The sequence below is a fragment of the Xanthobacter flavus genome (assembly GCF_017875275.1).
GTDB classification, from domain to species: Bacteria; Pseudomonadota; Alphaproteobacteria; order Rhizobiales; family Xanthobacteraceae; genus Xanthobacter; species Xanthobacter flavus_A.
Genome location: NZ_JAGGML010000001.1, coordinates 3169889 through 3182522, shown reverse-complemented (window position 1 = coordinate 3182522; position 12634 = coordinate 3169889). Strand labels below are relative to the sequence as shown.

The window sequence follows — 12634 nt, the reverse complement described above, 5'->3', positions numbered from 1 at the left end:
ATATCCTAACGTCGTCCGGAGACCGATGGAGAGTCCAGATGGCCTCCCCGCCCGTCGATCACCATACGGATGCTGCCATGGCCAACCTTTCCCGCCGCGCCCTCGCGTTCGGCCTTCCTCTGGGTCTTGTCGGGGGCAGCGCTCTCCAGATCCTCACCACCGGCCACAGTGCTGCGGAAGCCCCGGCGGCCGGTCCTGCCCCCAGTCCCGTCGCGGCCCGGGTGACTCCGCTGGCGCAGATCAGGGTCGGCCGCTTCACCGTGACGGCGCTCACGGACGGGTATGCGGACATGCCCTACACCTTTTTCCCCGGCCGGACGGCCGCCCAGGTCGAGCAGGCTGCCGTGTCGCAGTTCGTCGCGCGGCCGAGCGGCGTCCGCTTCGTCTTCAACCAGTATCTGATCGAGGATGGCGCGCGCCGCATCCTTCTCGATACGGGCCCGGCCGGCTCCATCGGTCAGACCGGCGCGCTGCCGCAGGCGCTCGCAGCCACCGGGCTGCGCCGCGACCAGATCGACGCGGTCATCGTGACTCACATGCACGAGGACCACATGGGCGGCCTGGTGGTCGGCGGGCAGAACAACTATCCCAATGCTGAACTCTACATCGATCAGCGGGACGTCAAGCATTGGACTGATCCGGCCAAGCGCGCCGGCGCCCCCGATTATCTTCAGAACAGCTTCCGGATGGCATCCGAGGTGGTGAAGCTCTATCCCCGGCTCCAGGCGATCGACGGCGAGCGTGAGGTGGCGCCGGGGGTCTCGATCGTCGACCTGACCGGGCACACCCCCGGCCACATCGGCGTGCGGGTCGCCGATGCCGGGCAGAGCCTCATCATGGTCTCCGACATGCTGTTCCCCGTGGTACATCCGCAGGCGACGGACGTGGGCTTTCTGTTCGAGCAGGATCGCGCCGCCGCAAAGGCCATGCGCGACCGCTTCTTTCCCCTCGCAGCCTCCGAAGGCGCCCTGATCGCCGCGACCCATATGCCCTTCCCCGGGCTTGGACGGGTCGTGCTGGACCGTGGCCAGATGCGCTGGCAGGTGGCGGACTGGGCCCTGCAGTCCTGAGCCCGCGGCACGGCCGCTGTCGGCGGCCCAGGCTAGGGCTGCCCCCTGCACGCCTCGGGCCGGCGCCGGGGCCTACCCCACAATCAAGCGATGCGCGGTCCTTGAGCGGCGCCATCCACAGGGTCGATTTGAGTCCACAGCATCGGTGCGTCAATCCCGGAGGCCCGAAATGACACCGTCGCCCAAGAAGACCAGCGTCCTCCCGAGCGGAGGGGGTGCCGCGCTGATGAACCCTTCGGATACAGTCATTCTTCTCCTCGATCATCAGTCCGGCCTATTCCAGACCGTGAAGGATATTCCTGTCGCGGACCTGCGCCGCAATGTGGAGATGATCGCGCGGCTCAGCACGCTTCTCAATATTCCGGTTATCACGACCGCCTCGGAGCCCGCCGGAACCAATGGCCCGCTGATGCCGGAGATTCACCAACTCGCGCCCCATGCCGTTTACGTTCCGCGCAAGGGCGAGGTGAACGCCTGGGACAATGACGACTTCGTCGCGCAGGTCGAGGCCACGGGCCGCAGGACGCTCGTCATGGCCGGCGTCTGGACCAGCGTCTGCGTGATGTTTCCCGCCCTTGATGCCAAGGTCGCGGGATATGAGGTCTATGCGGTGGTGGATGCCTCGGGCGACCCCAGCGAGATGGCTTCCCGCACCTCCCTGGCCCGCTTCGTTCAAGGTGGCGTGAAGCCTGCATCAACGAATGCCCTCCTGTCGGAACTCCACAGGACATGGGCGCGACCGGAAGCCGCCAGCCTGGCCCAGCTATATGGACTTGTTGCGCCCAACTATGCTGCCGTACCTTCCCGCTCTCCGCGATCACGCTGTCCAGTTCGGACTCTGCGGTCGCATCTGGTTTCTCGGTCGGACGAGCGGAAGCTTCAGCGGTGGTCATGGCGCGATAACGCGCCGAATTCGAATGTTCCTGAGACGCTTCAGCTTACGTTGCGTGAGCACCGGGTGCGGTATTGGGCTTGCCCCCTTCATGGTGAAGCGGATTTGGACGACGCCACGGAGCTTGCTCCGATAGGTTATGGCCCCGAAGCGCTCCACCTGTCCGCAAGGCTCTATTTCACGCCGTGGACGGGGTCCGGGTGTCCGTCGATCCGCATCTGGAAAACGAAATAGGTGGGCGAGCAGAAGCCGTTATCGCGCGCGATGGCCGCGACGCCGGGGATGCTGGCCGGCAGGGCCTGGCACATGAAATCCTCGCGGCAGAAGCGGCCCATGCCACAGGTCGGCCGATTGCCGCGCACCACGCTCGCGTCCATGCACTTGGCGAAATTGTCGGTGGCGACGCACAGATCGAACGCCTTGCCGCCCACCAGCGCGCAGATTTCCGCCGGCGCCCGGCCGGACGCGAAGCCCGCGAACGCGCGCTCAGACGGCGTGCATTGGCGGTAGGCGGCCCCGCCCGGCACGCCGAGCTTCGCCGGCCGGCAATTGTAGGCGGTGGGCGAGACCGAAGGCGCGCGGCTGTTGATCTGGCGCAGGATGCGGAAGCGGTCGAGATAGGGCGCCCTGCCGGGCACGATCTCCCCCGAGAGGCACGCCATGCCCGAGACGATGCCCGTCTCCTGACTCGGCATGCACTGGCCGGTCGCGACCGGCAGGCGCGGATTGTGGGCGATGGCCTCGCAGGCGAGGCCCCCGCCGCAGGCCCATGTCTCCTTGAACGGCGCCATAGCGGCGGGCAGGAGGCAGGCCATGGTGGCGGCGGCTGGCGCCGGAACGTGCGATGCCGGTTCGCCCCATATCGCGGGAGGGGCGATGGAGAGCGGCCGGAACGTGTCGGCCTCCCGCCCTGCCGCCAGCGCCGCCACATAGGCGCGCCGCCGCGCATCCTCGGCATGGAGGTGGGGCGAAATGGGCACCTTCACCACGTTGAAGGGGGCGGAATCCGGCTCGTCATGGCCGATGAGATGGAAGCCGGCGGTCGCGGCGCCCTGGTGGCATCCGGTGCAGGTCCCGTCATCGAGCCGCGCGATCAGTCCGGCGGAAGAGCCCAGATAGGATAGCTGTGCATAGGGAAGGCCGGCGAAATCCGCCTCGGTGAACAGGCTGGCGAAGGGATGGTTGGCGGTCCGGGCGCTGCCGAAGGTCGAGAAGGAGAGGACCTTCTCGGCGAGGAATTCGTCCGGGATCTGGTACACGCCCCGGTCGACCTCGGGCAGATGGGTGCGCACATACTCCACCAGCCGCGCTTTCAGCGCCGCATCGGCTGCAAGACGGCCGACATCCGGCGTGTTCTCCAGCGGCTTCGGGATCACCCGGTCGCCCTCGGCACGGAACACGCGCATCAGGTAGATGGCCTGTCCACCCAGCTCGGTCTCCATGCCGGACGGCAGGCGGACGACCTGCGCATTGACCTCGATCTGCCGAAGGCGAAGGCCGGACAGGGGACCGGATGCGAGCCAGTCCGCCATGGCGGTCGCATCCATGTCGGCGCGCGGCGGTGTCCACCGGCCGGCGAGACCGGGACAGGGGGCGTCCGCCGGGACCGGCACGTCGAACACCGCATTGAGGTTCACCGGCAGGCGGGAGGCATAGGTGGTCGCGCCGCGGCGGAAGCGGTAGGCGAGGCGATAGACGAGCCGCACCTCGCCGCAGGATGGCTGCGATGTCAGCGCGGTGAAATCGCGCCGGTCGGTGCGATTGACCACGCCGACGAGGCGAAAGCTGGCGAGCGGCGAGGCGAGCCAGCGCAGGTCGATGATGCGGCCCACATTGTCGTCCGTCACCTCGAACAGCGGGCGCCTGTTGGCCGCCATGTCCGCCCGCAGCGCCTTCACGTCGTCGCCCATCTGGCGTGCGAGGTCCGCATAGAGCGGGCTTGCGGCCTTCAGCGCCTCGAGTGTTGCCGCGCCTGGCGCGCCCATGAGCGCGGGGAACGACCGGTCGCGGGCTTCGATCAGGGTCAGGACGGGCCGGTCCAGCACCATCCGCACCGGCTCCCGGCGGGCAGCCTCCGGCGTTTCCGGGGCTTCGGCCGAGGCGAGTGCGGCGGTGGCGAGTGTGGCGGTGGCGAGTGCGGCGGTGGCGATCACCGTGGCTGCCGCCACCCCCAGGACACGGCCGACACGAAGCAGCGGCCGCAGGATGGCAGCCGCCATGCGCCGCATCAGATCCCGTCGCGGTTCCTTCCGCACCTGCGCCTCTCCTCCTCGTCCCGCTCCTTCGGGCGGGCTTCCGGGCAAGCCTTGCAGGACCTGCATGCCGCTTTTCCGGGCGCGGCGCTAGGGGCGCCCGTTGGGGCGGGCTGGACCAACGAATTCTGCCCCAACGCTCGCCCTAACGCAAAATTACGCTGTTGGGGTACATTGCGAGACGCAGAGGAACACAAAGGCCTGCGAAAAAACATTATCAGCGTTAGAATCTGGAGCTTTTGGCGATGTCCTGAAACAGAGGTCTGGCGGAGAGAGCAGTCGATAGCGAACTGAACCGCCCCGAGTTTTCCAGACGCCTTCGGCTTTGGCTTTGTGCCGGAGTTCGAACTCGATTGGCGACAGCATTCCGTTCCGTGCGTGCTTCCGGGTGGGGTTGTAGAACATCTCGATGTAATCGAACACGTCCCGGCGTGCCTCGTCGCGCGTGCGGTAGACTTTACGGCGGATGCGTTCGCGCTTGAGCAGGTTGAAGAAGCTCTCGGCCACGGCGTTGTCATGGCAGTTGCCGCGACGGCTCATCGAGGGCTGCAGATCGTGGTGTTTCAGGAACGAAGCCCACTCCATGCTGGTGAACTGGCTCCCCTGGTCTGAATGCACCAGCACACGGTCCTTCGGCTTGCGTCGCCAGACGGCGGCGAGCAGCGCCTGAAGCACGACGTTGGTGGTCTGCCGGGCCTTGATGGACCAGCCGACGACGCGGCGGGAGAAGAGGTCGATCACGACCGCCAGATAGGCGAAGCCCTCGTGGGTGCGGATGTAGGTGATGTCGGTCACCCAGGCCTTGTCAGGCGCCTCCGCATCAAACCGGCGATCGAGCATGTTGTCGACCGCCAGGGATGGCTTGCCTCCATAGTGGCCGGGGCGGCGCCTGTAGCCGATCTGCGCCCGGATGCCGGCAAGCCGCGTCAGCCGCGCAACCCGGTTGGGGCAGCAGCTCTCGCCCAGGTTCGCTAACTGGCTCCGCCAGGTCGTCGTGGAGCTTGCGATAGCCATAGACCTTGCCGCTCTCGCGCCATGCGGCGCGGATCAGCTCGGTCTGTCGTTGGTCTTCCTGCGCGCGCTTGCTCAGCGGATCCTTCAGCCAGGCGTAGAAGCCGCTAGGCTGGACACGCAGGCACCGACACATGGCGCGGATCGAAAACAGCAGGCGATGCTCGGCGATGAACGCGTACTTCACTTTGCATCCTTGGCGAAGTACGTGGCCGCTTCTTTTAGGATGTCGCGCTCCTCCGTCACGCGCTGCAACTCGCGCTTCAGCTGGCGGACCTCCGCGGCCTGATCGTCATCGCGGGCCACCGCGGCAGGCTTGCCGTACCGTTTCCTCCACTCGTAGAGCGAGTACTTGCTGATCCCCAGCCGCGGCCACCTCCGCAACCGGACAGCCCCGCTCGGTGATCTGAAGGACCGCGTCGCGCTTGAAGTCCTCGGTCAAGTTCGCTTTGCCCATCGAGGCCTCCTTGCCTAAAAATTTAGGGAAGAAGGCGTCCAGGAATCCAGGGGCGGTTCAGTGGCAGCCCCTCCCGGCCGCCTCCCTGAAAACCTACGGTCTTGCTTCGATGATCATGTTGAACGGTGTTGATGCCGCCTGCCGGAAGGTCGAGAACCCGCCGGATTGGACCACCTCAGCGATGCGCCGCGGTCCGGCCTGCGCGCCGAGCGCAGTGCCCCCGTCCTGGCTTAGAGCGGTGGGCACGCAGATGTGGGTGGATCCAGCATAGTAGACCCGTCCCACCGGGTTCAGGTTCTCCGCCAGGCTGTCACCGGCGGCCGGCTCCACCAGCATGAGCGTGCCGTCGCCCTTGAGGACGCTGCGGATATGCGTGGTGGCACCGACGGGGTCGCCCATGTCGTGCAGCGCATCGAACAGAGTCACGAGATCATAGTCCCGCCCCTCGAAATCCTGGGCGCGGCCGACCTCAAAGCGGACATTGCCACGGCCCTCGACCAGCCCGTTCGCATGTGCAATGGAGGCGGCATGATAGTCGACACCGATGAACTCGGAATTCGGAAAGGCGTCCGCCATCAGCAGCGTTGAGGCGCCGTGGCCGCAGCCGACATCCGCCACCCTTGCACCGCGCTGGAGCTTCTCCACCACCCCATCGAGCGCCGGCAGCCATTCGGCGACGAGGTGCCCGCGGTAGCCGGACCGGAAGAAGCGCTCCACGCCGCAGAATAGGCAGGTGCAGTGCTCACCCCAGTGCATGCCCCTGCCGGTCCTGAACGCCTCTGCGAGCTTGGGCTCGTCGTGGTAGACGGCGGTGAGCATGGCGAAGCCGCCCGCCATGGCGACAGGGCTGTCGTCATCCGCGAACACTGCCGCCTGCTCAGGCGAGAGCGAGAAGCAGCCAGTGGTGGCGTCAAATTCCACGAAGCCGGACGCGGCCTGGGCGGACAGCCATTCGCGTACATAGCGCTCGAAGGTGCCGGTGCGCGCTGCCAGTTCGGCCGGCGTTGCCGCGCCCAGCGCCAGCGCCCGGAACAGCCCGAGCTTATCGCCGAGGATGACCAGCGCGGCGTTGGATGCCGCGCCCAGCTCATTCACCACCTTACCGAGCAAGGCGTTCAGCTTGTCTGCATTCACGTCCATGGTTCCGTCTCCCGAATGGATAGGCGCCTGTCGCGCCGTCGGGGGCGGTCGTATCCTTGCGCCGAAGGAAGCGTGAGGGGCAGAATGGCCAGATCCGGGCCAGTTAAGCCAAACGCGCCTTGAGACAAGCGCGCCAGAGGCTCCCGCGAACGGGGGTGCCGATGAGCCGGCCGCGTATTCGGGTCAGCATTCCGATCTTCGCCGAATGCGATCCCTCCATCATCTATGGGGTGTTCGACACGCTCTGGGCGGCGGGACGCCAGTGGGAGCATGTGCTGGGCGGCGGACCGGAGGGGCTGTTCGAGCCGCGCCTCGTCGCCGTGAAGGTGGACCCGATGGAGCTCATCACCGGCGTGCGCATCGTGCCACAGGACACCATCGACGCGACGCCTTCGACCGACCTCGTCTTCGTGCCCAACGTGGTCATGGGGGCAGGCCAGTCCCCGCATGACCTCGACAGAGACCTCATCGCCTGGATCCGGAAGATGAACACGGCCGGCGTGCCCATCTATGCGGCCTGTGGCGGGTCCATCGTGCTGGCCGAGGCCGCCCTGCTCGATGGCCACGAGGCGACGACGCATTTCTCCTATGCCCCGCTGTTCGAGGCCTACTATCCAAGTGTCCGGCTCAAGATCGAGCGCATCATGGTCCAAACGGGTCCGAACCAGAGCCTGTACTGCGCCGGCGGCGCGTCCTCCTGGCAGGACCTCGCGCTTCTGATCATCGCCAAGTATGGCGGCATGCAGGAGGCCATCCGCATGTCGAAGATCTTCCTCTATCAGTGGCATCGCGACGGACAGCTGCCTTACGTCTCCATGATCCGGAACGTGAACCATGGCGACACCGTGATCCTGAACTGCCAGCAATGGATCGCCGAAAATTACGACCGCCAGGACATCATTGCCGAACTGGTCCGCCGGTCCGGCCTGCCCAAACGCAGCTTCGACCGGCGTTTCAGGGCGGCGACGGGCTATTCGCCACTGGGATATGTGCAGACGCTTCGGATCGAGGAGGCAAAGCACATCCTGGAGACGAGCGACGACGTTGGTGCGGACATCGCACGCCAGGTGGGTTATGAGGACGAGGCGTCGCTCCGCCGCCTGTTCCGGCGACTGACTGGCATGACACCGAGTACTTATCGCCGAACCCTGCGCCCGCCTAGGGCTCTGCTTTTGTAGCAGGCCTGTCTCAGATCAGATACCGCCCTGTCAGGCCCGGCGACAGGATAGCGCGCGGTCCGGGCGGGGGCGAACGGGCAGGCAGCGGAGCGCCGCTGACGTTGCCCCCAACTTCTATCCAGCGGTGAGTTCGTTCTGGCGGTTGGGTTTGCCTTCTCGGGCGTGTGGAGCGGCGGGAGCAGACGCGGAGCCGTTCATGTTGCGGAGCGTCTGATCCCGCCGCGGGTGGAACGTTGAGGCGAAGGCGCTTGGCGTCTGCCATCCGAGCTTCGAGTGCGGCCGGGCGGTGTTGTAGTCGAGCTGCCACCGGCCGAGAGCGGCTCTGGCCTGAGACAGGCTTGAGAACAGCGTCTCGTTCAACAGTTCGTCCCGCAGGCGGCCGTTGAAGCTCTCGATGAAGCCATTCTGCATCGGCTTGCCGGGCGCGATGTAGTGCCACTCGACCCGGGCCGCGTCGGTCCAGGCCAGAATGGCATTGGAGGTGAACTCGCTGCCATTGTCGCTGACGATCATCTTCGGCCGGCCGCGCTCTGCCAGAAGCCTGTCGAGTTCGCGAGCGACCCTGACCCCGGACAGCGACGTGTCCGCCACCAGCGCCAGGCACTCGCGAGTGCAGTCGTCCACGATGGCCAGCATCCGGACGCGCCGGCCGTCGGTCATCTGGTCGGCGACGAAGTCGAGCGACCAGCGCTCGTTCGGCCGCAGCGGGATCATCATCGGCGCCCGTGTCCCGATCGCCCGCTTGCGACCGCCGCGCTGGCGGACCATCAGCCGTTCCTCACGATAGAGCCGGAACAGCCGCTTGTGGTTGACCCGGAAGCCCTCCCGCCTGAGCAGGACGTGGAGACGGCGGTAGCCAAACCGCCGTCGCTCCCGGGCGATGGCCTTCATGCGCTCACGCGAGGCGTCATTCCCGCGCGTGGCTCTGTATCTCATGGTCATGCGGCAGAAGCCGGTGGCTTTACACGCCCGCCGTTCGCTCATCCCATGGGCTTCCATGAGGTGGGCGACAGCCCTGCGCTCGGCAGCGGACGTCACCACTTCTTTCCCAGGAGATCCTTCAGCGCGACGTTGTCCAGCATGGCGTCGGCGAGCATGCGCTTGAGCTTGGCGTTCTCATCCTCGAGCGCCCGCAGCCGTTTGGCCTCCGATACGTCCATCCCGCCGAAACGCGCCTTCCACTTGTAGATGCTGGCGTCACTGACCCCGTGCTTGCGACACAGGTCCGAGACCGGCACCCCGGCCTCGTGCTCCTTCAGGATGCCGATGATCTGCTTCTGTATTCGGTCCGGTGTCGTCAACCCCGATGATGGCACGTCGCGGGTTCTTTGCTTCTGTCCGTGGTCGAGGATCGCCACATGATGGTGTTCGATGGAATGACCGGTTCAAGCTCTTCGGCGTGCTCGGCCGCGTCAGCGGCTGCGACGACAGATCATGCGAACTCAATCATCCCGCGCCCCGCGACGGGCGTTCAGGGAACCACAGCCGGGTCGATCACGCCGCGGCCGCAGTCCATCGGAATTCCGTGCCGTTCCGCCACATGCTGTGAAGAACGACCGCCATCTTGCGAGCCAGAGCGACCTTCGCCCGCTTACTTCCCTGACGCTGAGCAATGCGCACCGCCCAGGCCTTCATCGGTGACCAGCGTGTGCTCGGTCGCAGGATGACGTTGGCGGCCTCGAACAGCGCAGTTCGCGTCTCCCCGTCGCCCACTTTGGTGATCCGTCCGGTCCGATCGATCTCGCCCGATTGATACCGCCGAGGTGTGAGCCCGAGATAAGCCCCGACGGACCGGGAGCGGGCGAAACGCTCGGGCGCATCGATCGTTGCTCTGAACGTCAGAGCGGAAACCGGCCCGATTCCGGGCATGGTCGTCAACAGGCGGCAGACCGGATCATTCCGGACAGCCTGGACGACCAGGCGATGAAGGCGCTGGTACTCCTGCATCAGTGCGTCCCGGGCTGCCAATAGGGGAGCCATCACCTCAGCCAGGATGGCGTTGTTGCCAACCAGATCTCGGACACGAGAGGCAAATCCGGCCCGCGACACGATGCCGACCTTCAAGCCGAAGGGACGGAGCAATCCGCGAAGTGTCTGCTCCGACGCGGCAATGGAGCGGATCAGGTGCTTGCGCGCCGCCACCAACGTTCGCGCGTGCTGGCTGCCGATGCTCTTCACGTGCACGACCTTGTACCAACCAGCCCTGACCACCTGGGCAATGCCGCGCGCGTCGTTCCGATCGGTCTTGACGGGCATTGCCGACAACGCCGCCTTCACCTGCCGCGCCTCCAGGCTGATGGCGGGAAAACCAAGCTCCGCCAAACCCGCAGTCAGCCATTCCGACATCGGCCCAGCCTCAAGCCCAATCTTCGCAATCCGATCCCGCCAAGGCTGGAGACACTGCGAGATGGCGGACGCCTCCGACGCCACGCTCGCCTCCTTCAGGATTTGACCTTCCCGGTCGATGACACAGACGGCTACGGAGTTCAAAGAGACATCAAGGCCGACGTACACCATGGGGACCTCCCGGCGCTGGGTTCAGGCCCCGATCGTCCTCTTCGCCGCCGAACGCCGCAAACGGCTCAAGAGATCAGGACCGAATACCCCATCTCCTCGGTGAAGCGGCTGCGCCTCATGTTCTGGTCCTCTCATTGGGCCAGAACGAACTTCAAACTGGATTAGCCAGGAGGGGCAACGTCACTATCACATGCGGGAGGCGGCCCATGTCTGAGCTTCGCACCTCCCGCCGTTCCCTGCTGAAGGGCACCGGCGCGCTGGCGCTCGTGGGCCTGCCTGCCACCGCCGCCGCTGCCCAGCCTGCCGATCCGCTCTGCACGCTCGTTACGGCCTACCGGGCCGAATGCGCCGCGCTCAACGCGACCGAGGGCGACATCCCGGACGGCACCCCCCTGCCGATATGGGACGCCCTCAACGAAGGCCGCATCCCGGCCGCCGCCAGCAATGCGGGGGCCATGGCCGCCCTGAGGCTGGCGGTGGAGATGTGCGAGGATTTCGCCGGCGCCGATGCCATCCCGAACCTCATGCAGGCGGCCCTGGCCTTTCTGGAAGGAGGTGAAGCATGACCCGCCGCACGTCAGCCGGGCGCCCTGGCCGCGCCCTCGCCATCTCGCCCCAGCTTCCGGCTGTCCAATTTGAGCACCAGCCCGAGCTGCGCGCCCTGATGATCCTGCCGACGCTTCCGCCGGGACACATGACCTTCCCGGTGGAGGATGACGCCTTCTATCCGCACCTTCGCCGCGGCGAGTTCGCGGTGGTGGACCTCGCCGACCACCTGCCGGCGCGGGGCGAGCTGTTCCTGATCTCCTTCTCCGACCCGCGGGTGGAGAGCGGGCTCGCCTTCGCACTCTGCATGATGCGCGGCTCGCATTGGTTCCGGCGAGCCGATGGCGTGAACGTGCGCAGTCCCGAGCCCGGCGCTGAGCCGGAGACGACGTGGACAGCCTGCTTCTGGATCCCACCGGAATCGCGGGACGAATACCAACGTCTCTTGCAGGCCGGCCGGATCGGCACCTGTGACGGGCCGATGCGGGAGGACTATGCGGCCGAAAGGCTGGTGGGGCGCGTCGTCGGGGTGTGGGTGCCGGGTCCCGGCTTCTAGCCGACACGATCAAGAGAAGTCGAAGAAGTCAGCAAGGATCCTCACGTTCCCCGGCTCCGCACGATGCCCACTGCGGCGAGAATCTATCGTGACGACTTCGACATCGAGCGCCCGCAAACCATCGACCTCCGCGACGCTAAGATGGCTGTTGTTGGTGCCGGCCTGGTCAGGATCAATACACACCACTCTGATCCGCTCCGGCAAGAACGCTTTTTGCAAGCCCCTACATGTATCAACGATACCCGGCATATTGTTCGCGGCCTTGGGCTGTACAGCACTCACATAGTTGATGCGCCAGAAGTTCGACCGTCGCGCCGCGTCACAGGCTTCGTCAATTTTGGAATGGAAGTCCGCCGGCGTCTCCATCGCTTCATGAGGCGACATAACGCGTCCTGCGATGCATCGCTCACGAGAGAGGGGCCTGATAGGCAATCGGCCCGACGTTGGAACTGTGCCCCCTAGCCTCCTATCGCTGAACATCTCGCGGATAAGGCGACTCTTGCCGGCATTTCTGTCGCCACAAACGAGGAGGAGGCGCTCGAGGTGCGCCCGTGTGCGATTCGCCTGTTCGATTTGCACCTCCCCGAATTCCCGCCCATTCTGCATGATCCCGGTCAAAACCGCCTTAGTCCACCACGGACCACCACGACCTAACGCACGTGCTAGGGCAGATGCTGGGGCACGATTTCGTGCCACATCAAATATCGCTTTATTTTCAGATGATTAGTTGTTGAAACTGGCGGAGAGAGAGGGATTCGAACCCTCGATACGGTTTCCCGTATACACGCGTTCCAGGCGTGCGCCTTCAACCACTCGGCCACCTCTCCAGCCGCATGCGACGGGCGCACGCAGAACTTTACTCATAGACGGCCGCCGAAGGCGGCCTGTGCGCCTTCAACCACTCGGCCACCTCTCCAGCCGCATGCGACAGGCGCACGCAGAACTTTACTCAAAGACCACCGACGATGGCGGTCTATGCAGGAGATGACGATCCTGCGCTGGGCTGGTTGATGGC

The 12634-nt window shown here is 65.8% G+C and carries 10 protein-coding genes, 1 tRNA gene and 1 pseudogene; 5 read left to right on the top strand and 7 right to left on the bottom strand.

Annotated elements, in window-relative coordinates; genetic code table 11:
- Nucleotides 1-77 precede the first annotated feature (77 nt).
- Both J2126_RS15200 and J2126_RS15195 read left to right on the top strand, forming a co-directional pair.
- Nucleotides 78-1070, top strand: coding sequence for an MBL fold metallo-hydrolase (locus J2126_RS15200; protein ID WP_209490205.1), 993 nt, complete (start codon nt 78-80; stop codon nt 1068-1070).
- 169 nt (nt 1071-1239) lie between these two features.
- Nucleotides 1240-2196, top strand: coding sequence for an isochorismatase family protein (locus J2126_RS15195; protein ID WP_245327353.1), 957 nt, complete (start codon nt 1240-1242; stop codon nt 2194-2196).
- On the opposite strand, the gene J2126_RS15190 is transcribed toward J2126_RS15195, so the two are convergent.
- From J2126_RS15190 to J2126_RS15180, 3 genes and pseudogenes are all read right to left on the bottom strand, one after another.
- Nucleotides 2136-4181 (bottom strand): hypothetical protein, encoded by a 2046-nt coding sequence (locus J2126_RS15190; RefSeq protein ID WP_209487747.1) that lies wholly within the window; start codon nt 4179-4181, stop codon nt 2136-2138. The genes J2126_RS15195 and J2126_RS15190 overlap by 61 nt on opposite strands.
- A gap of 345 nt (nt 4182-4526) precedes the next feature.
- A pseudogene (locus tag J2126_RS15185) lies at nt 4527-5682 on the bottom strand (IS3 family transposase); the annotation flags it as partial.
- Between the two features lie 93 nt (nt 5683-5775).
- On the bottom strand, nt 5776-6822 hold the full coding sequence (locus tag J2126_RS15180) for a class I SAM-dependent methyltransferase (protein ID WP_209487746.1): 1047 nt from the start codon (nt 6820-6822) through the stop codon (nt 5776-5778).
- Nucleotides 6823-6983: 161 nt separating this feature from the next.
- Here J2126_RS15180 and J2126_RS15175 point away from each other — a divergent pair, with 161 nt between their 5' ends.
- Nucleotides 6984-8000, top strand: coding sequence for a GlxA family transcriptional regulator (locus J2126_RS15175; RefSeq protein WP_209487745.1), 1017 nt, complete (start codon nt 6984-6986; stop codon nt 7998-8000).
- Nucleotides 8001-8114: 114 nt separating this feature from the next.
- Here the strand turns inward: J2126_RS15175 and J2126_RS15170 are convergent.
- Both J2126_RS15170 and J2126_RS15165 read right to left on the bottom strand, forming a co-directional pair.
- Nucleotides 8115-9301 (bottom strand): IS3 family transposase gene (locus J2126_RS15170; RefSeq protein WP_209490203.1). Its coding sequence is split into 2 segments (ribosomal slippage): nt 8115-9052 and nt 9052-9301, totalling 1188 coding nucleotides; the frame shifts between segments, so codons are not numbered across the junction.
- Nucleotides 9302-9494: 193 nt separating this feature from the next.
- Nucleotides 9495-10517, bottom strand: a complete 1023-nt coding sequence (locus J2126_RS15165) for an IS110 family transposase (RefSeq protein WP_209483277.1) — start codon at nt 10515-10517, stop codon at nt 9495-9497.
- Between the two features lie 206 nt (nt 10518-10723).
- Between J2126_RS15165 and J2126_RS15160 the strand changes: the two genes are divergently transcribed.
- Nucleotides 10724-11083, top strand: a complete 360-nt coding sequence (locus J2126_RS15160) for a hypothetical protein (RefSeq protein ID WP_209487744.1) — start codon at nt 10724-10726, stop codon at nt 11081-11083.
- Nucleotides 11080-11619, top strand: a complete 540-nt coding sequence (locus tag J2126_RS15155; protein ID WP_209487743.1) for a hypothetical protein — start codon at nt 11080-11082, stop codon at nt 11617-11619. The genes J2126_RS15160 and J2126_RS15155 overlap by 4 nt, the downstream gene beginning before the upstream one ends.
- 9 nt (nt 11620-11628) lie before the next feature.
- Here J2126_RS15155 and J2126_RS15150 read toward each other — a convergent pair whose 3' ends face one another.
- Together J2126_RS15150 and J2126_RS15145 are read right to left on the bottom strand one after the other, a co-directional pair.
- Nucleotides 11629-12003, bottom strand: coding sequence for a hypothetical protein (locus J2126_RS15150; protein WP_209487742.1), 375 nt, complete (start codon nt 12001-12003; stop codon nt 11629-11631).
- A gap of 353 nt (nt 12004-12356) precedes the next feature.
- A tRNA-Ser gene (locus J2126_RS15145) sits at nt 12357-12446 on the bottom strand.
- Nucleotides 12447-12634: the final 188 nt, after the last annotated feature.